The sequence below is a fragment of the Pseudofulvimonas gallinarii genome (assembly GCF_004343305.1).
In the GTDB taxonomy this organism is placed as follows: domain Bacteria; phylum Pseudomonadota; class Gammaproteobacteria; order Xanthomonadales; family UBA2363; genus Pseudofulvimonas; species Pseudofulvimonas gallinarii.
Genome location: NZ_SMAF01000004.1, coordinates 171,818 through 195,065, shown reverse-complemented (window position 1 = coordinate 195,065; position 23,248 = coordinate 171,818). Strand labels below are relative to the sequence as shown.

General features: G+C 68.3%; 19 protein-coding genes and 1 riboswitch. Of the genes, 14 read left to right on the top strand and 5 right to left on the bottom strand.

Features of this window, described 5'->3' with window-relative positions; translation table 11 throughout:
• The first annotated feature begins 14 nt into the window (after positions 1–14).
• From yoaA to EDC25_RS04620, 3 genes are all read left to right on the top strand, one after another.
• Positions 15–2,048: a DNA repair helicase YoaA gene (gene yoaA, locus EDC25_RS04630; protein WP_123521687.1), complete on the top strand. Its 2,034-nt coding sequence runs from the start codon at positions 15–17 to the stop codon at positions 2,046–2,048.
• Positions 2,049–2,193: 145 nt separating this feature from the next.
• Positions 2,194–2,706 (top strand): DUF4124 domain-containing protein, encoded by a 513-nt coding sequence (locus EDC25_RS04625; protein ID WP_123521688.1) that lies wholly within the window; start codon positions 2,194–2,196, stop codon positions 2,704–2,706.
• Positions 2,707–2,764: 58 nt separating this feature from the next.
• Positions 2,765–4,009, top strand: a complete 1,245-nt coding sequence (locus EDC25_RS04620; RefSeq protein WP_123521705.1) for an aspartate aminotransferase family protein — start codon at positions 2,765–2,767, stop codon at positions 4,007–4,009.
• Here the strand turns inward: EDC25_RS04620 and EDC25_RS04615 are convergent.
• The 4 genes from EDC25_RS04615 to EDC25_RS04600 are packed head-to-tail and all read right to left on the bottom strand — an operon-like array spanning position 3,992 to position 8,196.
• Positions 3,992–4,591: an RnfABCDGE type electron transport complex subunit G gene (locus EDC25_RS04615; protein WP_164483995.1), complete on the bottom strand. Its 600-nt coding sequence runs from the start codon at positions 4,589–4,591 to the stop codon at positions 3,992–3,994. The two genes, EDC25_RS04620 and EDC25_RS04615, sit on opposite strands and share 18 nt — an antisense overlap.
• Before the next feature lie 5 nt (positions 4,592–4,596).
• Complete coding sequence (locus EDC25_RS04610; RefSeq protein WP_123521690.1) at positions 4,597–5,616, bottom strand: RnfABCDGE type electron transport complex subunit D; 1,020 nt, start codon at positions 5,614–5,616, stop codon at positions 4,597–4,599.
• Positions 5,613–7,172 (bottom strand): electron transport complex subunit RsxC, encoded by a 1,560-nt coding sequence (gene rsxC, locus EDC25_RS04605; protein WP_164483996.1) that lies wholly within the window; start codon positions 7,170–7,172, stop codon positions 5,613–5,615. The genes EDC25_RS04610 and rsxC overlap by 4 nt, the downstream gene beginning before the upstream one ends.
• Before the next feature lie 10 nt (positions 7,173–7,182).
• A complete protein-coding gene (locus tag EDC25_RS04600) occupies positions 7,183–8,196 on the bottom strand; it encodes a polyprenyl synthetase family protein (RefSeq protein ID WP_123521706.1) in 1,014 nt (337 codons plus the stop codon).
• 212 nt (positions 8,197–8,408) lie between these two features.
• On the opposite strand from EDC25_RS04600, the gene EDC25_RS04595 reads away from it, so the two are divergent.
• The 3 genes from EDC25_RS04595 (at position 8,409) to EDC25_RS14990 (ending at position 11,022) form a co-directional block, all read left to right on the top strand.
• Positions 8,409–9,593: an MFS transporter gene (locus EDC25_RS04595; protein ID WP_240639636.1), complete on the top strand. Its 1,185-nt coding sequence runs from the start codon at positions 8,409–8,411 to the stop codon at positions 9,591–9,593.
• Positions 9,594–9,741: 148 nt separating this feature from the next.
• Positions 9,742–10,248 carry a single-stranded DNA-binding protein gene (gene ssb / locus EDC25_RS04590; RefSeq protein ID WP_123521693.1) on the top strand — a complete coding sequence of 169 codons (507 nt, stop codon included), beginning with the start codon at positions 9,742–9,744 and terminating at the stop codon, positions 10,246–10,248.
• A gap of 309 nt (positions 10,249–10,557) precedes the next feature.
• A complete protein-coding gene (locus EDC25_RS14990; protein WP_243695099.1) occupies positions 10,558–11,022 on the top strand; it encodes a DUF1294 domain-containing protein in 465 nt (154 codons plus the stop codon).
• Positions 11,023–11,104: 82 nt separating this feature from the next.
• Here the strand turns inward: EDC25_RS14990 and EDC25_RS04580 are convergent, their stop codons facing one another.
• Positions 11,105–12,316, bottom strand: a complete 1,212-nt coding sequence (locus EDC25_RS04580; protein ID WP_123521695.1) for a TraB/GumN family protein — start codon at positions 12,314–12,316, stop codon at positions 11,105–11,107.
• 324 nt (positions 12,317–12,640) lie between these two features.
• A riboswitch (cobalamin riboswitch) is annotated at positions 12,641–12,854 on the top strand.
• 119 nt (positions 12,855–12,973) lie between these two features.
• Between EDC25_RS04580 and btuB the strand changes: the two genes are divergently transcribed.
• The 8 genes from btuB to EDC25_RS14660 all read left to right on the top strand — a co-directional run bounded on the left by btuB (position 12,974) and on the right by EDC25_RS14660 (position 23,221).
• Positions 12,974–14,839, top strand: coding sequence for a TonB-dependent vitamin B12 receptor (btuB, locus tag EDC25_RS04575; protein WP_240639637.1), 1,866 nt, complete (start codon positions 12,974–12,976; stop codon positions 14,837–14,839).
• Positions 14,840–15,024: 185 nt separating this feature from the next.
• Positions 15,025–16,086 (top strand): dTDP-glucose 4,6-dehydratase, encoded by a 1,062-nt coding sequence (rfbB, locus tag EDC25_RS04570; RefSeq protein WP_123521697.1) that lies wholly within the window; start codon positions 15,025–15,027, stop codon positions 16,084–16,086.
• A gap of 48 nt (positions 16,087–16,134) precedes the next feature.
• Positions 16,135–17,022 carry a glucose-1-phosphate thymidylyltransferase RfbA gene (gene rfbA / locus EDC25_RS04565; protein WP_164483997.1) on the top strand — a complete coding sequence of 296 codons (888 nt, stop codon included), beginning with the start codon at positions 16,135–16,137 and terminating at the stop codon, positions 17,020–17,022.
• Positions 17,019–17,597: a dTDP-4-dehydrorhamnose 3,5-epimerase gene (gene rfbC / locus EDC25_RS04560; RefSeq protein WP_123521699.1), complete on the top strand. Its 579-nt coding sequence runs from the start codon at positions 17,019–17,021 to the stop codon at positions 17,595–17,597. Before rfbA ends, rfbC begins: the two co-directional genes overlap by 4 nt.
• 56 nt (positions 17,598–17,653) lie before the next feature.
• Positions 17,654–18,586 (top strand): dTDP-4-dehydrorhamnose reductase, encoded by a 933-nt coding sequence (gene rfbD / locus EDC25_RS04555; protein ID WP_123521700.1) that lies wholly within the window; start codon positions 17,654–17,656, stop codon positions 18,584–18,586.
• Between the two features lie 50 nt (positions 18,587–18,636).
• Positions 18,637–20,064, top strand: a complete 1,428-nt coding sequence (locus tag EDC25_RS04550; RefSeq protein WP_338108949.1) for a mannose-1-phosphate guanylyltransferase/mannose-6-phosphate isomerase — start codon at positions 18,637–18,639, stop codon at positions 20,062–20,064.
• A gap of 61 nt (positions 20,065–20,125) precedes the next feature.
• Positions 20,126–22,123 carry an alpha/beta hydrolase family protein gene (locus EDC25_RS04545; protein ID WP_123521701.1) on the top strand — a complete coding sequence of 666 codons (1,998 nt, stop codon included), beginning with the start codon at positions 20,126–20,128 and terminating at the stop codon, positions 22,121–22,123.
• Between the two features lie 504 nt (positions 22,124–22,627).
• Positions 22,628–23,221, top strand: a complete 594-nt coding sequence (locus EDC25_RS14660; protein ID WP_164483998.1) for a TetR/AcrR family transcriptional regulator — start codon at positions 22,628–22,630, stop codon at positions 23,219–23,221.
• Positions 23,222–23,248 lie beyond the last annotated feature (27 nt).

Below are 23,248 nucleotides of genomic sequence, written 5' to 3'. Positions count from 1 at the left end.
TGCATACTCGCGGCATGAGCCACCTGTTCGCGCACGACGGCGGGGACGCCGCGGAAGACGCTGGCGCGGCGGCCCATGTGCTCGGGCCGGCCGGCCAGTTCGCGCGCAAGGTCGAGGGCTTCCGCGTGCGCAGCGGACAGCTCGACCTGGCGCAGGCGATCGAACAGGCCATCGAAGGCCGCGAAGCGCTGGTCGCCGAAGCCGGCACCGGCACCGGCAAGACCTATGCCTATCTGGTTCCGGCGCTGCTGTCCGGACAGCGCGTCATCGTGTCCACCGGCACCAAGGCGCTGCAGGACCAGCTCTACCAGCGCGACCTGCCACGCGTGTGCCGCACGCTCGGCCTGCGGCCGCGCACCGCGCTGCTGAAAGGCCGCGGCAACTACGTCTGCCTGTACCGGCTCGACCAGACCTGGCGCGAAGGCCGTTTCGCGCGGCGCGAAGATGCCGAGGTCATCCAGCGCCTGCGCGAATTCGCCGCCAGCAGCGGTGACGGCGACCTCGACGTGTTTCCCGAGCTGGCGGAGGATGCCGGCCTGCGCGCTCGCGTTACCTCCAGCCGCGACAACTGCCTGGGTGGCGAATGTCCGCTGTATGCCGACTGTTTCGTCGTCAAGGCGCGGCGGGCGGCGCAGGATGCCGACGTCGTCGTCGTCAACCACCACCTGCTGCTGGCCGACTTCGCGCTCAAGCAGGAAGGCTTCGGCGAAATCCTGCCCGGCGCCGGCGCCTTCGTGCTCGACGAGGCACACCAGTTTCCGGAAACGGCGGCGCAGTTCCTCGGCGCGAGCCTCAGCGACTACATGCTGCGCGAGATCGCCGCCGACCTGATGCGCGAATGCGGCGATGTCAGCGGCGCGCTCGGTGTCGTGCGTGCGCCCCTGGATGCGCTGGATGCGACGATCAAGCAGTTGCGCCTGGCTTTCGAGGGACAGCCGTCGCGGGGCGCCGCCGGAAGCCTTGCCGGCCAGGAAGCGATCATCGCGGCGCTGGCCAGCCTCGAACGGGCGCTGGACGACCTCGCTGCCGTGCTCGCCGGACTTGCCGGAAGCAGCTCCGGCATGGACACGCTCGCGGAGCGTGTCCACGATGCGATCACGCGCCTGCGCCGCTGGCGTCGTGACCTCGATGGCAACGGCGACGACGACGCCCACCCGCCGTCGCAGGCGCAGGATGGTGAACCCGGCCAGGTGGACGAGGATGAAGCCATCCGCTGGTACGAGCTGTCACAGCGGGGCTTCCGTTTCAGCCTGACGCCGCTGAATGTCGCCGGTCCGCTGGCGCAGTTCCGCGCGCAGTCGCGTGCGGCCTGGATCCACACCTCGGCGACGCTGGCGGTGGCCGGCGATTTCGACCTGTTCCGGCGACGCATGGGTTTGCCGGATGCACCCGTGCTGGCGCTGGAAAGCCCCTTCGACTATTCGCAGCAGTCCCTCCTGTACCTGCCACGTGGCTTGCCGGAGCCCAACCACAGCGCCTGGCAGGGTGCGATGTTCGACCACGTCGTCGAACTGCTGCGAGCTTCCGGTGGCCGGGCGCTGCTGCTCTTCACTTCGCACCGGGCACTGCGTTTCGTCGCCCAGGCGTTGCCGGAAGAAGTGGATTTTCCCCTGTTCGTCCAGGGTACGGCCGGCAAGCACCGCCTGCTTGAACAGTTCCGCGAATCGGGAAACGGCGTGTTGCTGGGCGCGGCCAGCTTCTGGGAAGGCGTCGACGTGCCGGGCGAGGCATTGTCGCTGGTGGTGATCGACCGGCTGCCTTTCGCGCCGCCCGATGATCCGGTGCTGTCGGCGCGCATGGCCGCCATCCGCAACGAAGGCGGCGATCCGTTCAACGACTGGCAGGTGCCGCAGGCGGCACTGGCGCTGAAGCAGGGCGTCGGTCGACTGATCCGCAGCCAGGACGATCGCGGCGTGGTTGCGCTGCTCGATCCGCGCGCGCGCGGCAAGAGCTACGGCCGGCGCATTCTTGCCGCGCTGCCGCCGATGCCGGTCACCGACGACGCCGAGCGGGTGCGGGCGTTCTTCGCGCCCCGTGACGTGGAATAACACCCACCGGTGCAGTAACGCGACGGCTGCCCACGCCAGTCCGTGCCGAAGCGTGCCGCCGTTGCGCGAAAATAGCCACCGCGATGGCCGGCCGGAACGAATTGCCCGCTGGCCCGAACTCCTCCCACGCCCGCGTCCGCCCGCCATGTCCCGAATCCGCTTTTTCCCGGCCATTGCCGGGCTGGTCCTCGTCCTGTGCCCGGCGCCGGCGTGGACCATCAACAAGTGCGTCGATGGCGACGGCGCGATCAGTTTCCAGGACGGTCCCTGTCCCGAGGGCGTCGATGCCGTGGTCGTGACCCTGCGCCCGGAAGCCGGCGCTGCCAGCGATGCCGCCGCCGGATCCGGTCCCGACGCCGATGACGACCGCTTCGACACCGAGATCCTCGAGCTGGTGTCCGTGCAGGCCACCTTCGAGGGCTGCGCCGGCCTGTCCGATGGCTTCGCGCAACGCCATCATGCTGTTCTGGCACAGTGGCGTTCGCTGAATGCCGGCGCGCTGCAGCGCATGGGCGGGTCGGGCCGCTACCGGATGTTGAAGGAGCGCGGCGTCGAACAGATGCGTACCGACTCGCAGGGCGGTGCCGGGCCGATGCTGGCACGCTTCTGCGAGGGCCAGTTCATACCCGCCCTGCAGCAGGCGCTGGACAACGGCTGAGCCGTGGCCTGCACGTTCCATACAGGCCGTTCCGCCACCTCTTTTGCTGGATACCATCATGACCACGCTGTCTTCCGACACCCGCCAGCTCGTCGACCTCGCGCAGGCGCGCCTGGTGCCGACCTATCGCCAGCGCGAACTGATCCTGGACCATGGGCAGGGCGCCACGCTGTGGGACATCGACGGCCGCGACTACATCGATTTTGCCGCCGGCATCGCGGTGAACGCGCTCGGCTATGGCGACGCCGACGTCCTGGCCGCACTGCAGGAGCAGGCCGGCAGGATCTGGCATACCAGCAACATCTTCTACAGTGAACCGCCGCTGCGCCTTGCCGACGAGCTCATCGCCGCCAGCGGCTTCGCGCAACGCGTGTTCTTCTGCAATTCCGGCGCCGAAGCCAACGAGGCGGCGATCAAGCTTGCGCGTCGCTGGGCGACCCGGCAGGCGCGCGCGCCCGAACGGCGCACGATCCTCACCTTCGAGGGTTCGTTCCATGGCCGCACGCTGGCCACCGTCACGGCGACGGCGCAGCCCAAGTACCAGGCCGGTTTCGAGCCCTTGCCGGGTGGCTTCCGCTACGCGCCCTACAACGACATCGTCGCCTTCGACGCCGCGTTTGGTGACGACGTCGCCGCCGTGCTGATCGAACCGGTGCAGGGCGAAGGTGGCGTGGTGCCGGCCGACCCGGCGTTCCTCCATTTCGTGCGACGCCGTTGCGACGAAGCGGGGGCGCTGCTGATCTTCGACGAAATCCAGACCGGTATGGGTCGCACCGGGCGTCTGTGGGCGCATGAACATGCTGGCGTGAAACCGGATGTGATGACGCTGGCCAAGGGTCTGGGCGCAGGCTTCCCGATCGGCGCGATGCTGGTCGCCGGGGACGTGGCGCAGGTGCTGGATTTCGGCAGCCACGGCACCACCTTCGGCGGCAACCCCCTTGCGGCCGCCGTCGCCCGCGTGGCCCTGCGCAAGCTGTCATCGTCAGCGATCCAGGACAACGTCGGTGCCCGCGCGAAGCAGCTGCGCGACGGACTGGCGGCATTGAACACGCGCCTGGGCGGTGTCTTCCAGGGCCTGCGTGGCCACGGCCTGATGCTCGGCGCGGTGCTCGCCGGGAAGTGGACGCCGCGGATCGGAGAGATCCTCGATGCCGCGGCCGCGAATGGCGTCCTGGTGTTGCAGGCCGGACCGGAAGTGCTGCGGTTCGTGCCGCCTCTGGTCATCCGCGAGGATGAGATGTCCGAGGGTCTCGACCGCCTGGAACGCGCCCTGGTTTCGTTGCCGTCAGTGCCGGCTGCCTGATGCCGGATCGGCGTGCCACTCGAGGGCACGCCGCACGGCGCCGACGATGGCGCGCGGCGTGATCGTCGCGCCGGTGACATGGTCGAAGTCGCCCCCGTCACTGCGCACGCGCCAGCGCGGGGGGGGCGGGTCAGCAAGTGATCGTCCGGAGAACCCGGAAAGCCAGTCGGTGTCGGCACGCGCGTAGGCATCGCCGACGCCGGCAGTTTCGCTGTGGCGGACAACGCGGACGCCGATAACGCGGCCTTCAACCGTAATCGCAATCAACAGATCCAGCGCCCCGCCATAGCCTTCGTTCGAGGTCGCGGTGACCACCGTGGCGCGGCGCGTGCCCGACAGGGTGACCGGATAGACCTGCTGCGGACCCGGGCCCAGCCGCGAGTCGGTGACCGTCGTCGCTTCGGCCCGCGGATCGTTGTCGAACGCCAGCCCACCGAGCAGCTCGCGCAGCGGAGCCAGCGCCTGCTCGGTCGCCTGCACCTGCAGGCGCGGGGAAAGCAGGCGCTGCGCCAGCGTCAGGGCGGCGAGCACGCCGACCACGAACAGCACCGAGCAGAGGATCTGGCGCGGAAGTCCCGGCATGGGCGTCATCGTCCTTGCCCGAAACGCCGCGGTGCGGTGTAGCGGTCGATCAACGGCGCCAGTCCGTTCATCAGCAGGATGGCGAAAGCGATGCCGTCCGGATGCGGGCCCCAGGCACGGAAGACCAGCACCAGGGCCGCGAAACCGAAGCCGAACAGCCAGCGTCCGCGGGCCGTGCCGGCGCCGCTGACCGGGTCGCTGGCGATGAAGAACGCCGCCAGCACCAGGCCGCCCGACAGCAGGTGATGCAGCGGCGAGGCATTGAGGTCGCCATCGAGGATCCACGGCGGTGTCGCCAGCAGCACGATGCCGCCGATGACCGACAGCGGCGTGCGCCAGTCGACCACGCGTAGCGCACACAGCGCCAGTCCACCCAGCGCGAAGGCCAAGGCGCTCCAGGAGGCCGGATGCGGTGAACCGGTGATGCGCGCATCGGCCTGGATTTCCGGCAAAGTCATCCCGCGGGCCATCAGTTCGTGTTCGACGGTCAGCGGCGTGGCGCCGGTGACCGCATCCCAGCCACCCGGGAAGGCGCCGGTGATGACTGCGCGCACGCTGTCCACCACGCCGGGGACCCAATCGCCAGGGGTTGCGCCCCAGCGCGATACTTCCAACGGCCAGCACAGCAGCACCAGCACGTATCCGACCATCGCCGGATTGAACGGGTTGCGCCCGAGTCCGCCGAAGGCCTGCTTCGCCATCCCGATGGCGGCCAGCATGCCGGTCGCCGCGATCCACCATGGCGCCAGCGGCGGGATGCACAGCGCGAACAGCCAGGCAGTGACCAGCGCGCTGCCGTCGAACAGGAAGCGCGACAGTGGCTGCCCGCGCAGGCGCAGCATCACCGCCTCGACCAGCAGGGCGAACGTGGTGCAGAGGAGGACCTGGACGATGACGCCACTGCCCAGCATGACCGCCTGCACCAGCGTGCCGGGCAGCAGTGCGGCGCAGACCAGCAGCATGACGCTGCGCAGGCTGCGTGCTGGCGGCCGATGGGGCGCCTGGGCGGTTTCAAAGGTTCTCATGAGCCGGACGGCCCGTTGTCGTTGTCGCTGCGCAAGCCAGCGCGGGCCTTCGCCAGCGCCGCTGCCAGCACGTCCGGCATGGCCGCTGCGCTGGGCGCGGCAGGGCCACGATTCGCCAGCGCGGCACGTTCGCGCTCCGCAAGGCGACGCGAACGCTCTTCAGCCAGCATCGCCAGCCGGGCATTGCGCGCGTGGTGCGCCATCCGCGAACGGTCGGCGAGCGCACGTTCGCTGGCGGCGATCGTGGCTTCGCCTATCCCGTGTCGAAGCCAGTGCAGCAGCGGAATGTGGCTGGGACAGACGGTGTCGCACAGCCCGCATTCGATGCAGTCGTCGAGGCCGCGTTCGATCGCCGTCGCCGTATCGCCTCCGCGGATGTCCGCGACGATCGACTGTGGCAGCAGTCGCGACGGACAGACGCGCGCGCACTCTCCGCAGCGGATACACGGCATGTCCACCGCATCCAGCTGCAGTTCCGCCGATGACAGCACCAGCACGTTGTAGGTGCCCTTGGCGACGGGAATATCGTCATGGGGCAGCGATGGGCCGGCCATCGCACCACCGGCGACGAGACGGCGTGCATCCTCCGCATAGCCGCCGGCGGCGGCAACCAGGTCGGCGATTGGCGTGCCCAGCGGCACTTCGAGCGTGCAGGGTTCGCGAACGCCACGGCCGGCGACCGTCACCACACGCGACACCAGCGCTTCGCCGTGCGCGACCGCGCGCCACGCGGCAGCAGCGGTGGCGACATTGAACACCAGTACACCGCGATCGCGTGGCAGCTCGTCGGCGCCGAGCGACTCGCTCGCCACCGTGTACACCAGTTGACGTTCGCTGCCCTGTGGATAATGCGCCGGCAGTTCCACGACTTCGATATCGGTGGCGTCGCCATTGGCCGCGCGCGCCCGGTGCAGCGCGGACAGCGCCGGCATCAGTGCGGCATTGACGGCAATGACCACGCGGCGGGCGGACAGCACGTGGCCCAGCATGACGGCCCCCGCCACCACGTCATCGCCACGAAGGCGCATCACGGCGGCGTCACTGCCGGCGCAGGGATCAGACTCGGCGCCGTTGACGATCAGGGTATGGGTGTCGAGGCTGGCGGTGGCCAGCTTCGCGGCGGCCGGGAAGGCGGCGCCGCCGAGTCCGACGATGCCGGCAGCCTGCAGTCGGGCCGCAAGCTCGAAGCGGTCCAGTTGCCGCCATCCGGGCAACGGGGGAAGGGTGACGAAGTCATCGCCGCCGTCGCAGTCGATCCCGATGCAGGTGACGGCGCGGCCGGAAGGGTGGCCGCACTCGCGTGCGGCGATCACGCGGACGACACCGCTGCACGAGGCATGCACGTCCGCCGAGTATTCGTCGAGTGCGACGCCGATGCGTTCCCCGCGGGCCACGCGCTGGCCGACGCCGACGCAGGGCCGCGCCGGCGTTCCCTGGTGCTGGAGCATCGGCACGTAGACGCGCGATGGTGCGGGAAGGCGCGCCAGCGGGCGATCCTCGACCGCCAGCGGCGACGGCTCGATCGCTGCTCCGCCGGAAAAGCGCGCGCCGGCCACGGCGGGCGACTCAGGTCCGACGCGCGACGGCGAAGCCGGCGAGGAAGGCGAGGGCGTCGCGATGGCTGGACGGCGGCAGCGCCCCCAGGGCAGCGATGGCGCGGGCCGCGAAGGCCTCGGCGCGAGCGCGCGCGTAGCCGATGCCGCTGTGCTCGCGGATGGCCGCCAGCACCAGCGGCAGGTGTTCGCGGCCGCCGCTTTCGATCGCATCACGCAGGCTCTTGCGCTGTGCTTCGGACGCCTTGCCGAGCGCATGGATCAGCGGCAGCGTCGGCTTGCCTTCGGCGAGGTCGTCGCCGAGGTTCTTGCCGAGGTCGGCTTCGTCGGCCTCGTAGTCGAGGATGTCGTCGGCGATCTGGAAGGCCATGCCCAGGCTGTGGCCGTACTCGCGCAGGGCCGCCTGTTCCTCATGCGGACGAGCGGCCAGCAGCGCGCCCAGTTCGGTCGCGGCGGCGAACAGGATCGCCGTCTTGCGCTCGATCACCCGGAAGTAGTCGTCTTCGCTCGTGTCGGGATTGTTGAGGTGCATCAGCTGCAACACCTCGCCCTCGGCGATCGCGTTGGTGGTGTCGGCGAGCAGGCGCATCACCGCCATGCGGTCCAGGTCCACCATCAGCTGGAACGACCGCGAATAGAGGAAGTCGCCGACCAGCACGCTGGCGGCATTGCCGAACACGTCATTCGCCGTGCGCCGGCCCCGACGCAGGCTGGATTCGTCGACGACATCGTCGTGCAGCAGCGTCGCGGTATGGATGAACTCGATGATCGCCGCGGCGGCGATGTGGTCGTCGCCACGGTAGCCGGCCGCGCGCGCCGCCAGCAGCACGACCATCGGACGCAGGCGCTTGCCGCCGGCGATGATGTGCTCCGCCACCTGGTTGACCAGCAGCACTTGCGACTGCAGCCGCGCGCGGATGAGCGCATCGACGCGGCGGCTGTCCTCGGCGGCCAGCGCCTGGACATCGGCGAAGTCACGGAAGGAAGCAGTGCTGGGCGCTGGGGCAAGCTGGACGGTCAATGTCATCGATCCTGGCCGGCGATGGGCCGGTGAAGTGGCGATTATACGGTGCGCCCACGGGCCGGCGCCGCGGCCCACCGACGCCGGCGGACGGATGGCGGCGGATCGTCCTGCCGGGTGGCCGCAGTCAGCTGCCAGCCGGTCAAGCCGCACCATCGCGGTGGTGTATCGAAGGCGCGTTCGGCAGACTATGTCCCCCGTCTCGTCTGTTGTCGCCTGTGAAGCTCACTCCGCTTGAACGCCGGGCTGCGGTGGCGTTGGCCCTGGTGGTCGGCCTGCGCATGTTCGGCCTGTTCCTGGTCCTGCCGGTTTTCGCTGCGCAGGCACGGGCGTATCCGGACGCGGTGCCTTGGCTGATCGGGCTGGCGCTGGGCGTGTACGGCCTGGGCCAGGCGCTTCTGCAGCTGCCTTACGGCCTGCTGTCGGACCGCATCGGTCGCCGCGAGACGATCAGCATCGGGCTGCTGCTGTTTGCGCTGGGCGGCGCGGTCGCGGCCTTCGCGAGCACGCTGAAAGCGGTGGTCGCCGGCCGCGCGCTGCAGGGCATGGGCGCCGTCTCCGGCGCGGCGCTGGCACTGGCCGCCGACCTGACGCGCGACCCGGTGCGTGGCAAGGTGATGGCCATCCTTGGCATGAGCATCGGCGCCTCGTTCGTGATGGCGCTGCTGCTGGCCGCACCGCTGTTCGCCATCGGCGGGCTGCCATTCCTGTTCGGGGCGACCGCAGTGCTGGCGCTGGCGTCGCTGGTGGTGCTCTGGCTGGCGGTGCCGGCGCCGCAGCGCGTGGCCGCACCGGCGGCGGTGGGCGCGGGTTCGCTGCTTGGTGTGCTCGGCGATCGCCGACTGCTGCTGCTCGATCTCAGCGTTTTCGTCCTGCACGCGCTGCTCACTGCCGCCTTCGTCGCCCTGCCGACGCTGCTCGGCGACCGGCTGGGCCTGTCGCTGGCGCAACACTGGCATTTCTACCTGCCGGTGATGATCGCCGCGGCCCTGAGCCTGGGCGTGTTTGTCGGCGGCCGCGCCAGCACCCTGACCGGGCTGGGCTGGCGCCAGATCGCGGCGCTGGCGCTGTGCGCCACCGGACTGGCCGTGCTCACGAAGGGCCAGGGCGTCATGCTGCTGGGCTTCGGCGGCTTCGCGTTCTTCTCCGGATTCACGGCGCTGGAGGCGCTGATGCCGACCATGGTGTCGCGACTGGCGCCTGTGTCCCGCCGCGGCGCGGCGCTGGGCGCCTATGCCAGCCTGCAGTTCCTGGGCGCCTTCGTTGGCGGACTGGTCGGCGGCGTGCTGCTGGGCCGCCTGGGCGAGCCGGGCGTGCTGCTGGGCGCGGCGGCGCTGGCAGCGCTCTGGTGCGGCATTCTCCTGCTGTTGCAGCGCGGGCTGGGCCGCCTGTCCAAGCGCTGAGGTCGCCTTCGGCGGCTGCTGGCAGGAAATTTCCCAGCTTTCCGGGCGCATTCCACCGGTATCCGCCGGGCGGAACCCCGAGCCGGTGCGCCGGGTGCGCATGCTATTCTGGCCGCCGTTTTGGAATCACTTTTCGAGGCTTGCACGCATGGCACGAGGCATCAACAAGGTCATTCTGGTCGGCAATCTGGGCAACGACCCGGAAACCCGCTACACGCCGTCCGGGGCCGCGGTGACCACCATCAGCGTGGCCACCTCGGAATCCTGGACCGACAAGCAGAGCGGCCAGAAGCAGGAACGCACCGAATGGCACCGGGTCAAGTTCTTCGGCCGACTGGCCGAGATCGCCGGCGAATACCTGCGCAAGGGTTCGCAGGTCTATGTCGAAGGCTCGCTGCGCACCGACAAGTACACCGACAAGCAGGGCATCGAACGCTACAGCACCGACATTGTCGCCAACGAGATGCAGATGCTCGGCGGCCGCGGTGAAGGCGGCGGTGGCGGTGGTGGTCCGCGCAGTGGTGGGGGCGAGCGCGGTGCGGCGCGCGGCGGCCAGGGTGGTGGCTATGGCGAAGCGCCGGGTCGCGCGCCGGCGCGTCACGAACAGGCCGCGCCGATGGCGGACGACTTCGCGGACGACGATATCCCGTTCTGACGGATACCTTTCCCACACTGTAGGGACAAGGACTTGAGAGCCCCGCATTTGCGGGGCTTTCCTGTTGGGGCGCCTTCGGTCATAGTCATACGTGCGGAATTTGAAGATAGTTGTACCAGTGAAGTCTGCGTGCGTGGGTCCAGGTCGGGTCGAGGAGTCAACATCGTGGTCAGGATGGCAGGAAGGATCACGGACTGGGACGACGGCCGCGGGTTCGGCTTCGTCGTGCCAAATGGCGGTGGCGAGAAGGCGTTCCTTCACATCAAGGCGTTCGAGCGCGGATCGCGACGGCCGATATCGGGGGATCCGGTGTCCTACGTCACCGGACGCGACGAACGGGGGAGGCTGCAGGCCGAGGCTGTCCGTCATATCCGCACAGCCGCGTTGAAGCCGGATCGCAGGGTGCGATTCCCTCGGCTGCTCCTGGGCGTTGTCTCGTTGCTGTGCATCGCTGCCATGGGAGTGTTCGCGGTGTTGCCGCACTGGCTGGTGCTGGCCTCCCTCTTCATGAGTCTTGTGGTGTGGCTGCTGTACTTCGTCGACAAGCGGGCAGCGCTGGCCGGCCGCCGCCGCACGCCCGAGAGTTCCCTGCACTTGGGCAGCCTGCTGGGCGGGTGGCCGGGCGCGCTGATCGCGCAACGGCTTTTCCACCACAAGACCGCCAAGCGCGAGTTCCAGACGGTGTTCTGGATGACCGTGATCCTGAACATCGCCGCAGTGGGCTGGCTGGTGTATTCCGGTGTCGCCGCCAGGATCGCCGCTGCGCTGCCGTGAGGGTCCGGAGCGAAAACAGCTGCGATCGCCGCCGGGGTCAGTTGCGAGTGCGGCTGCCGGACCGCGATCGGTTGTTCCGGTTCTAGCGCGGCGACTTGTCTCCCGCGGGTCGCGACGTCACCGTCAGGATGTCCGGCAACGATTCGTTGCGGCCATCCTCGAACTGCCTGACCAGCCGGAAATCACCACTGGGCAGGTGCAGCACCGCTGTGGTTGCGCCCGGTTCGAGCAGGATCTGGTCCAAGGGAATCGCATCGGCGGGCTCCGTCGCCACGAATGCGCGCAGCAGGCTTCGGGATGGGGATTCCTCGAAGCGGACGCCTGTCGCCTGGCGGTAACCGTCCATGAGTCGCCAGTCGTGGTCGCCCGGTGTGCGCGGATGGACGACCGCGATGTCGGTGCCAGGTCCGCCGAGCCAGCGACCTTCGTCGGCGAGAACGAGCGGCCGCCTGATGTCGTGGCAGCGCTCGATCCCGGAATACCAGGGTGACTGGGTTTTCCGCCCATGCCGGGGCGTGCCCGGGATCTGGTCGATGCTGAGTGGATCGACGCCGGTGAGGTGGCGCAGCCGGTAGGCCATCCATCGCGAGCCGTCGCTGGTGGGCCATTCGCGGATGTGCGAGTAGCCGGCGAAGATCACGAAGCGGGCCTCCGGATTCCGGTCCATCACGGCCTTGATGTTCGCGGCCTGCGCCTGTTCCCGCACGGCGATGCGGCTGGCCCGGTCGGTGGCATCGGTCTGCTGGTGGGGGCGCTGTTCGTAGTCGAAGAACTGGAAGCCCAGCTGTTTGGCTTGCCGGACCAGGTCGGCAAAGTAGGGATCGGCGGTATAGACGCCGGTCATGCCGTCCGGGGCGCCATCCGCCATGCTTTCGTGTATTTCCGGTGCGAAGGATTCGGCACCGAAATGGGTGAAGCCGGCGTCGCGCAGTCCCCGCAGGAGCAAGCTGGCGAAGGCGCGATGCCGCTGCTCATGGTGTGCCTCGTTGATCATGACGATCTTGCGTTCGCGACTCTCGGCGAGGATGGCGGCGAGGGCGTTTTCCGCCTTGTAACTGCATACATCCGTGGGCGCGTCCGGACCCGCACCTGGCGAAGGCGCTTCATTGCTGGCCTCCACCGCGTCGGCGTCGCCCGTCATGGCCAGGAACTGCATGTACGCGGCGGGGGTGAACACGCCGGCGCGACTCATCCGCTCCATCATCGCCAGGCCCGGCAACATCGCGTTTTCCATTCGGATCAACTCAAGCGCCTTCTCGAAGCTGTCTTCGGCCGCGGCAACCGTGCCGGGCACCGCTGCGATCGCCAGGGCCGGGCCCGCCAGCAGGACCGCGAGGCGTCGACGCCGGAGACGGGCTGCGTGAGTTGGGTCGTTGCGATGCGATTGCGGAAAAGTCCTGCGATGGCCCATGTCCTTGCCTCTGCGCGGGGGTGGATGCGCCTGCCCGTGATGGCAGGGTCGTTCGGGTCAAGTGGACGATCGAGGTGGCCGGAACCGCACAGATGAGCGGAGCCTGGTGGCCAGGCGAGGGTATCAGCACATGGTTTGTTGGCAAGTTCGACGCATCATTCCGCCGACCGGATACATGGATCCGGCGACCCGATGGCCGCACCTGCTAGAATCCGCACCGCCTGAGGTGACTGCCGGCCCGGCCGGCGGTTGAAACGGGAATCCGGTGCGCCGCGTCCGCGGCAATTCCGGAGCTGCCCCCGCAACGGTAAGCGAGGTCGCGGCCGGCGAATGCCACTGTGCTGTCCAGCATGGGAAGGCGCCGGCCCTGGATGTACTTCCGCCCGCAAGCCCGGAGACCGGCCCCAGGTAGATCCCGACACGCGGAGGGCGTTGTCCGGCGGCTCCCGGGCGCGTTGTCCCGTGATCCGTCTCCCGTCCTTCGCCTGTCGCCCATCCATGGCAGTTCCGCGCGGGCAGGCGCGGTCGAAGGAGTCCCTGATGTCTACCGTTTCCCTTTTCTGCTGGCGCCGTCGTGCGCTGGCCTTGTCCATTGCAGCCGCGCTTTCGCCGGCCTGCGTTCTTGCCGATGAATCCGATGATGCCGACCGCCTCGACGAAGTCGTGGTGACGGCCAGTCGTGTCGAGCAGCCCTTGTCCGATGTCCTGGCGGCCACCACGGTGTTCACGCGCGAGGACATCGAGCGGCTGCAGCCGGTGTCGCTGCACGACCTGCTGCGCGGGACGCCCGGCGTGTCGCTGACCAACAGCGGCGGTCCCGGCAAGCAGACTTCGTTGTCGTTGCGCGGCACCGAATACGACCATGTGCTGTTCCTCATCGACGGCGTGCGCATGGGCTCGGCGACGGCCGGCGCACCGGCCTTCCAGGACATTCCGCTGGAACACGTCGAGCGGGTCGAAATCGTTCGCGGGCCGGTGTCCAGCCTTTACGGTGCCGACGCCGTCGGCGGCGTGATCCAGGTCTTCACGCGGCGGCCGGATGCGCCGTTCTCGCCCGAATTCGGCCTGGGTTACGGCAGCCATGACAGCTACAAGGCCGATGCCGCGGTCGGCGGTCGCGGTGATGCGGGCTGGTATGCGCTGCGCGTCAGCCACGAGGAAACCGACGGCCTCAATGCCTGCCGCGGTGATGCGGAAACGTTTGCCGGTTGCTACACGTGGGAGCCGGATCACGATGGCTACCGCAACCGCACGGTATCAGTGCGGGGCGGTGTCCGGCTGGGCGATGCCTGGGAAGCGGAGGCGACTGTCCTGCGTGTGGACGGGCGCAACGACTACGACGGCACGTTCACCAACGAAGCCGATATTGTGCAGCAGTCCATCGGCGCCACGCTGCGTTACGGCACCGGCGGTCCGCTGGCCTGGACCTTCAGCGCCGGACAGGGCAGGGACGAGGCCGACGACTTCCTCGATGGGGTGTGGATGACCACGTTCAACACGCGCCGCGACCAGGCCGCGGCGCAGGGCGATTTCGCCATCGGCCAGGGTCGTCTGAGTGTGGGTGCCGACTGGCGCAACGACAAGGTGGAAAGCAGCACGCCCTACGACATCGACGAGCGCGACAACCTCGGCGTGTTCGGCCAATGGCAGCAGGCGCTGGGCGCGCATCGCATCCAGGTCAGTGCCCGCCATGATGATGACGAACAGTTCGGCGGCAAGACGACGGGGACGGTCGCCTGGGGCTGGGACTTCACCGGCGCGCTGCGCCTGAGCGCGGCCTGGGGCAGCGCATTCAAGGCGCCGGCGTTCAATGACCTGTATTACCCCGGTTTCGGCAATCCGGCCCTGGTGCCGGAATCGTCGCGGAGCCTGGAAATCGGTCTGCGCGGTCGCCATGGCTGGGGCGGCTGGTCGGTGAATGCCTTCGATTCACGCATCGAGGACCTGATTGCCTACGACGGCAATCTCTTCATCCCGGACAACATCGATCGCGCGCGTATCAAGGGGGTCGAGCTGGCGGCGGACACGGCGCTGGCCGGCTGGGACCTTCGTGCCAGCGCCAACTGGCTGGATCCGCGCAACGACAGCGGTGGCGCGGAGCAGGACAACTTCCTGCCGCGTCGCCCGCGGCACAGCGGTCGACTGGATATCGATCGCCGCTTCGCCGACATCGGTGTCGGCGCAACCGTCGCGGCGTCGGCTGAGCGTTACGACAACGTCGCCAACACGCGCCGGTTGGGTGGCTTCGCCACCACCGACCTGCGCGTCGCCTGGTGGATGACAGCGGACTGGAGCCTCAGGCTGACCGCCAACAACGTCTTCAACCGCCGCTACGAAACCGTCGAGTGGTACCAGCAGCCGGGCTTCAACTGGATGCTGGCGCTGCGCTGGCAGCCGGTGCGCTGAGGCGGATCGCGGCGCAGGACGGTGGCGGGGCCGACCGTCCTGCGCCCGGCTTGAACTGCTCGGCGCGCGCTGCAACCTGTTGACATCAAAAGGATTGCTGGCCGACGCCAGCGGCTCCGGACAGCCTTGGGCTATGATTGGCCGGTTGCCGGTCGCTGCGGCCGGCCTGATCTTGGAGTTCACTGATGCGGACCTGGATGGTGACCGGCGGCGCCGGATTCATCGGCGGCAACTTCGTACTCGGACTGCTGCAGGGCGATGCGGGCGTCCGCATCATCAACCTCGATGCGCTGACCTACGCCGGCAACCTGGACACGCTGGCACCGCTGGCCGGACGCGACGACCACGTCTTCGTGCGCGGCGGCATCGGTGACCGCGCGCTGGTGGACCGCCTGCTGGCCGAATACCGGCCGGAGGCGATCATCAATTTCGCCGCCGAAAGCCATGTCGACCGCTCGATCGACGGGCCGGCCGCCTTCATCGACACCAATGTGGTCGGTACGCTGGGCCTGCTGGAATCGGCGCGCGACTACTGGAAAGCCCTCGAAGGCGCCGAACGCGAAGGCTTCCGTTTCCTGCATGTCTCCACCGACGAGGTCTACGGTTCGCTGGGTGAAACCGGCAAGTTCACCGAGACCACGCCGTATGCGCCGAACTCGCCGTATTCGGCTTCGAAGGCGGCGAGCGACCATCTCGTGCGCGCTTTCCACCATACCTACGGCCTGCCGGTTCTGACCACCAACTGCTCGAACAACTACGGGCCGTTCCAGTTCCCGGAAAAACTCATTCCGCTGATCATCCAGAAGGCCCTGGCCGGCGATGCGCTGCCGGTCTATGGCGACGGCCGCAACGTCCGCGACTGGCTCTATGTCGGCGACCACTGTTCGGCGATCCGGACGGTGCTCGAAAAAGGCCGGCCGGGCGAGGTCTACAACGTCGGTGGCGATGCCGAGCGCGAGAACATCGTCGTCGTGCGCACATTGTGCGCGTTGCTGGACGAGCGTCGCCCGCGCGGGGACGGCCAGCCGTACGCGGAACAGATCACGTTCGTCGGCGACCGTCCGGGCCATGACCGTCGTTACGCCATCGACTCGTCGAAGTTGCAGGGCGAGCTGGGCTGGCGTCCCACGCACACCTTCGAGAGCGGCATCGCGCAGACGGTGGACTGGTACCTTGCCAACCAGGCGTGGTGCCAGCGCGTCCTCGACGGCAGCTATCGTGGCGAGCGCCTCGGCGTCGCCGCCTGATGACAGAACGCCCGTCGCCGCATGCGACGGGCACGACAGGGGAAGGCAGTGAGCGTCAACAAGGGCATCATCCTCGCCGGTGGTTCCGGCACCCGTCTGTACCCGTTGACCCAGGTGATCAGCAAGCAGCTGTTGCCGGTCTATGACAAGCCGATGATCTATTACCCGCTGAGCACGCTGATGCTGGCGGGCATCCGCGACGTCCTGATCATCAACACGCCGCACGAGCAGCCGCTGTTCAAGTCGCTGCTGGGCGACGGCTCGCAGTGGGGCATGAACATCGAGTACGCGGTGCAGCCCTCGCCGGACGGCCTGGCACAGGCCTACCTGATCGGCCGCGACTTCGTTGCCGGCCAGCCGTCCTGCCTGATCCTTGGCGACAACATTTTCCACGGCCATGGCCTGGTCGATGTGCTCAGGAACGCTGCCGCGCGTCCTTCGGGCGCGACCGTGTTCGGCTACTGGGTCAGCGATCCGGAGCGGTACGGCGTCGCCGAGTTCGATGCTTCCGGTCGCGTCCTCAGCCTCGAGGAAAAGCCGGCGAGGCCGAAGTCCAACTATGCCGTCACCGGCCTGTACTTCTACGATGGCCGCGCCAGCGACTACGCACGCGACCTCAAGCCGTCGCCGCGCGGCGAACTGGAAATCACCGACCTCAACCGCTGCTATCTCGACGACGGCACGCTGACCTGCGAACGGCTCGGTCGCGGCTACGCCTGGCTGGATACCGGCACCCACGAATCGCTGCAGCAGGCCGGGCAGTTCATCCAGACGCTGGAAGAGCGCCAGGGCCTGAAGATTTCCTGCCCGGAAGAGATCGCCTATATCCAGGGATGGATCGACGCCGAGCAGGTGTGCCGCCTGGCGCAGCAGCTGGCCAAGAACGGCTACGGCAAGTACCTGCTGCAGATGATCGAGCAGGAGCAGCGCCCGTGAATTTCATCGAGACCGGGCTGCCCGGTGTCACCATCATCGAGCCGAAGGTGTTCGGTGACGACCGCGGTTTCTTCTTCGAGAGCTTCCACGCGCAGCGTTTCGCCGATCACGGCATCGACATCCGCATCGCACAGAGCAATGTCTCGCGTTCGGCGCGTGGCGTGCTGCGCGGCCTGCACTACCAGTGGCCGCGGCCCCAGGGCAAGCTGGTGCAGGTGCTGGAAGGCGAGGTGTATGACGTCGCCGTCGATATCCGCCGTGGATCGCCGACCTTCGGTCGCTGGACCGCTTGCGTGCTGTCGGCGCAGAACAAGCGCCTGTTCTGGGTGCCGGAAGGTTTCGCGCACGGTTTCGCCGTGACCAGCGACAGCGCGGTGTTCTGCTATCACTGCACGGATGTCTATGTGCCTGAAGCCGACGCCGGCGTGCGCTGGAACGACGCCGAGCTCGGCATCGACTGGCCGCTGGCCGAGCCGGTGCTGTCGGCCAAGGACGCGGTGGCGCCGCTGCTGTCGCAGATCGATCCCGGACGCCTGCCGACCTGCCGGCAGCCCGGCGGGTCCGGCTGCCTCTGATTCTCCGGCGATGGCCGACGCGGCCATCGCCCGTTACACAGCCAACAGGTGATGCCATGACAGCCAAAGTGCTGGTGCTGGGAGGAAACGGCCAGGTCGGTTTCGAACTGCTCAGCCACCTTGCCCCGCTGGGCAGGCTCCACGCCGCCACTCGCGAAGGCCAGTTGCCCGGCGGCATTGCCTGCGAACGCGCCGACCTGGCCACGCCGGGCATCGCGGCGGCGCTGATCGAAGCGCTGCGCCCGGACGTGGTCGTCAACGCCGCCGCCTACACCGCCGTCGATCGCGCCGAGGACGAGCCGGAGATCGCCCTGCGCGTGAATGGCCTGGCGCTGGCCGAGATCGGCGCGGCCGCCGCGGCCATCGGCGCGCTGGTCGTGCATTACTCCACCGACTACGTTTTTCCCGGCGATGGCGTCCGCCCTTACCGCGAGGACGACATCACCGGCCCGCGTTCGGCTTACGGCGAAAGCAAGCTGGCCGGCGAACGTGCGCTCGCCGACAGCGGTGTCGCTCACATGATCTTCCGCACGGCCTGGGTGTATGGCGCCCGTGGCGGCAACTTCCTGCGCACGATGCTCCGGGTCGGCCGCGAACGACGCGAGCTGTCGGTGGTCAACGACCAGGTCGGCGCGCCGACGCCGGCGACCCTGATCGCCGCGGTGACGGCGCAGGCCCTTGGCCGCTGGCTCGCGGCCGACGCTTCCGCGCGTGCGCAGCTCGGTGGCGTCTTCCATCTGGCCAGTGAGGGGCAGTGCAGCTGGCATGCGTTCGCCGAAGCGATCTTCGCTCGCGCGGTGCAGGCCGGCCTGTTGCCGTCAGTGCCGGTCGTGCATGCGATCGGCAGCGACGCGTATCCAGCCAAGGCGAAGCGGCCTGCCTATTCCGTGCTCGACGGCAGCCGGCTGCGAGAGACCTTCGGGCTACACTTGCCCGACTGGCGCGAGGGCCTGGATCGGGTCATCGTCGAACTGGCGGCCCGCGCCTGAAGTGCCGTGCCGGCCGCGCAGCCCGCGGCCTGCCGAACCGATTGAACAGGATGTCCATGCTCATTCCCGTGATCTTGTCCGGCGGTGCCGGTACCCGCCTGTGGCCGGTGTCCCGTCGCGCCTACCCGAAGCCTTTCATGACGCTCGCCGACGGCGACACGCTGCTCGCCAAGACGCTGCAGCGCGCCCTGGCCGTCGCCGATGCCGCGTCGCCGGTGCTGACCGTGACCGGGCGCGACTACTACTTCCTGACCCGCGATGCCTATGCCGCCCAGACCAGTGCAACGGGCCGCGAGTTGCCGTTCCTGCTCGAACCGGTGGGGCGCAATACCGCGCCGGCATTGATGGCCGCGGCAGTGCTGCTGGCGGAACGCCACGGCGCCGACTGCAAGTTGCTGGTGCTGCCCGCCGACCACCTGATCCGCGACGTCGAAGGTTTCGCCGACGCGGTGGCGCGGGCACGGCGCCTGGCAGGCGAGGGCTACCTGGTGACGTTCGGCATCCGTCCGCTGCATCCGGAAACCGGCTACGGCTACATCCGACGGGGCGACGCCATCGGCAGCGATGGCTTCGAGGTCGAGGCGTTTGTCGAGAAGCCCGACCTGGCGACCGCGCAGGCGTACCTTGACAGCGGCCGCTACGACTGGAACTCCGGCATGTTCTGCTTCACCGCCGCCGCGCTCATCGAAGCGGCGGAAGCGGTGGCGCCGGAGCTGCTCGAAGGCGTGCGCGGCAGCCTGGCTGGAAGCGCTGCCGGCTCGCCGGTCGAACTGTCCCCCGAAGGCTTTGCCGCGTTGCCGGATATTTCCATCGATTACGCGGTTATGGAAAAGGCGGCGCGTCGCGCCGTCGTGCCCGCCGACTTCGACTGGAACGACATCGGCTCGTGGAAGGCGATCAGCGGCCTGGAGGCTGCCGACGAATCCGGCAACCGCGTGCGCGGGAATGCCGTTCTGGTCGATGCCAGCGACTGCTACGTCCAGGCGGACAAGCGCCTGGTGGCGGTGGTCGGTGTCCGCGACCTGGTGGTCGTCGATACCGGTGATGCGGTGCTGGTGTCGGATGCCGGGCGCACGCAGGACGTCAGGAAGGTCGTCGAGCAGCTGCGCGGCGACAGCCATGACGCGGCCAACTTCCACCAGACCGTGCACCGGCCATGGGGCAGTTTCACCGTGCTCGAGGATGCGCCGGACTGCAAGGTCAAGCGGCTGGTCGTCAAGCCCGGGCAGGTGCTCTCGCTGCAGAAGCACTTCCGCCGCAGCGAGCACTGGACTGTCGTCCAGGGCACGGCAAAGGTGCGCGTCGGCGACGAGGAGTTCCTGCTCGAACGCAACCAGTCCACCTACATTCCCATCGACACGCTGCACCGGCTGGAAAACCCGACCGACCGGGACATCGCCCTGATCGAAGTCCAATGCGGTGACTACTTCGGCGAGGACGACATCGTCCGCCTGGAAGACGTGTACGGCCGACGCTGAGGCGGCGGATCGGCCCGGATTTTGCGCCGGCTGCACAATCCGCCGTTATGATACGCGCCGCATGTCCACAATCCGGAAGACCATCATGATGGGAAAGGGGCTTTTCATCGCCGCGGGCCTTGCCGTGTCCGCGGGTGTCGTGATCGCTGCCGAGCCGCCGCCGATCGAGCAGTTCATCAAGCGCGATACGTTCACCAACATCAAGATTTCCCCCGATGGACGCCACTATGCGGCAACGGTCCCGCAGGGCGACGACAAGACCGTGCTGGCGGTGCTCGACCGGCAAACGCTGAAGATCACCGGTCTGATGCAGATGCGCGGCAAGGAGCACATCGCCGGGTTCGAGTGGGTCAGCGATGAGCGGCTGGTCGTGACGCCCATGATCCGCGACGGTGCTCTGGCGAAACCGGTGCCGACCGGCGAGCTGTACGCGGTCAATGCGGACGGTTCCGAGACGCGTACGCTCTTCAGCTTCCGCAAGGGCGGCGGCGGGCTCGGCAGCAACATCCGCAGCTCAGGCAGCGAGGCGGCCAGTGCACATGTCTTGCACTACATGCCGGACAGGAACAACCAGATCCTGATCCAGGTGGTGCCGTGGGGCAGTGAGGCACCGATCAACGAGGTCCGTCGCCTGAATGTCAGGACCGGGGCGAGCACCCGCGTGGTCCGCGCGCCCGGGCCCTTCGCGGACTTTGTCGTCGACCGCCAGGGCAACGTCCGGCTCAGCGTCGGCAGCACATCCGCGCATGTGCAGAAGATCCACCGCCGCCCGGTGTCCGGCGGCGACTGGGTGCTGATCCATGACGAGGCGGCGGCTGGATTCCGGCTCAATGTCCTGGGGTTCGAGGATGACAGCCGCCACGTGCTCGTCGGCCGCGGTCAGGCCCAAGGCGCCGACGCCCTGTATCGCTGGGATATCGAGGACAACACCTTTTCCCGGATCAGTGAACCGGGCGTCGCCGATCCATCCGGCCTGCTGTACGGCATCGAGTTCGGCAGCCCTTACGCGGTCATCAGCCATCCCGACCGACCGGTCCTGCATTACCTGGATCCGGAACGGCGGGAATCGCGCCTGACGCGTTCCCTTGCAGAAGCTTTTCCCGGGCAGTTCGCGTATCCGACCAGCTTTACCCGTGACGGGTCGCTGGCCCTGGTGCACGTGATCAGCGACCGCAACCCGGGCGAGTTCTACCTGTTCGATCTGGCGACGATGCGCGCTACCTACATCGCCGGTACCCGCGAGTGGATCGATCCGGAGAAGATGGCGACCAGCCGTCCGATCAGCCTGAAGGCGCGCGACGGCACCGACCTCCATGGCTACCTGGTCATTCCCGCAGGCGTCGAGGCCCGCAACCTGCCGCTGGTAGTGCTGCCGCACGGGGGGCCACACGGCATTCGCGATTACTGGATGTTCGATCCCGAGTCCCAGCTGATCGCCAGCCGTGGCTATGCGGTGTTGCGGCTGAACTTCCGGGGTTCGGGCGGTTACGGCCGGCAATTCGAGGTCGCCGGCTACCGGCAGTGGGGCGGCGCCATGCAGGACGACGTCGCCGATGCCGTGCGATGGGCCGTGGCGGAAGGGCTGGCCGATCGCGGGCGCGTGTGCATCTATGGCGGCAGCTACGGCGGCTACACGGCCCTGATGAATCCGGCCCGCAATCCCGACATGTACAAGTGCGCGGTGGGCTATGTCGGCGTGTACGACCTGCCGCTGATGTTCCAGGATGGCAATGTCCGGCGCACCCAGTTCGGCCGGGAGTACCTGGGCATGGTGCTGTCGGGTTCCGACCTGCAGGACTTCTCGCCGGTCAACCATGCCAGCCGCATCTCGATTCCGGTCTTCCTGATCCATGGCGCCCAGGACAGCCAGGTGCCCATCACGCATTCCGAGCGCATGCGTGCGGCGTTGCGCAAGGCTGGCAACGATCCGCAGTGGCTGGTTGAGCGGGCCGAGGGCCACGGCTTCTATACCGAGCGCGCGCGCCTGGGCCTGTACACGCAGCTGCTGGACTTCCTGGACCGCCACATCGGAACGCGGGCAACGGCCTCCAGCCCCTGAGTGCGCGCATGCCGTCCCGGCCCGCGAGGGTTGCCGGGTTTGTGGCGCGGCTGGCGCCACACCCGGCGACAGGCGTAGCCAGGCGACAGCGCGCCACCCGCGCCCTCGCAGGACGGGTCCATCGTGTTGCCCGGTCCGGACGCACAGATGCCTGACCGACTCGTCGGGTCCACGCGTCTGATACCCGCCAAGGCCGCGCACACGGAAACCGGCAGGGTCCGGATCCGGGCCGGAGTGCCGGTCGGATGCGGTGAACGCCGGCGGTCCGAAGCGCGCTGGATGCGCTCGGTGCCTACAATGGCGGGCCCGCATCGGTCAGGCCGGCGATCCCTGGAAGGCGTGGCGTCGCAACGGAAAAATGGCGCCGCAGTCGCGTCTGGCGGTGATCCCGAGGGGCCACCGCAGGACCGGAATTTCCGCCTGCGTCCAGTTGACGCGCGGACAGGACGAGGCGAACGGTTCCATGCTGGATCAGTTCATAAACTGGACGGTATAGTAAAGTCCATGAAAAGTCCTGCCCGCATCGAAAGACATCGTCGCATCGCCGAAGCGGTGCGTAGCCTGGTCGCTGAACAGGGGTTGCGCCTGAGCATGGAGGCGGTTGCCGCCCGTGCCGGCTGCTCCAAGCAGACCCTCTACACCAACTACGGCAACAAGCAGGAGCTGGTGCGCAGGGTGCTCATCGACCGCCTTGACGCGACCGCCGCCCGTTGGGATGCCGACAAGAACGACCTGCGTTCGGCGTTGCTGACGTTCGCCCTCGACCACGTCGAATACCTCGCCAACGACGCCACGGTGGCCGCCCGCCGGCTGATCCTGGCGGAGGCACGCCGCTATACCGCGGAAGCGTCGGCGATCTTCGACGTCGCCATCAATGGCCTGCAGCGGCAGCTGTCTGCGCGTCTGCATACCGCCATACGGCAGGGCCAGCTCCGCGACGGTGATGCCGAGGCGATGGCCGAGATCCTGCTGGGCATGATCCGCGGGCTGGACGTCGAACGCCGCAACATCGGCGATGGCCACCGCACCAGCGAGGAAGCGCGCGCCGAGTGGGCCACGTATGCCGTCGACGCCTTCCTGCGTGCTTTCAGCCGCTGATGAGCCACTGATACCCGGTAAAACAGA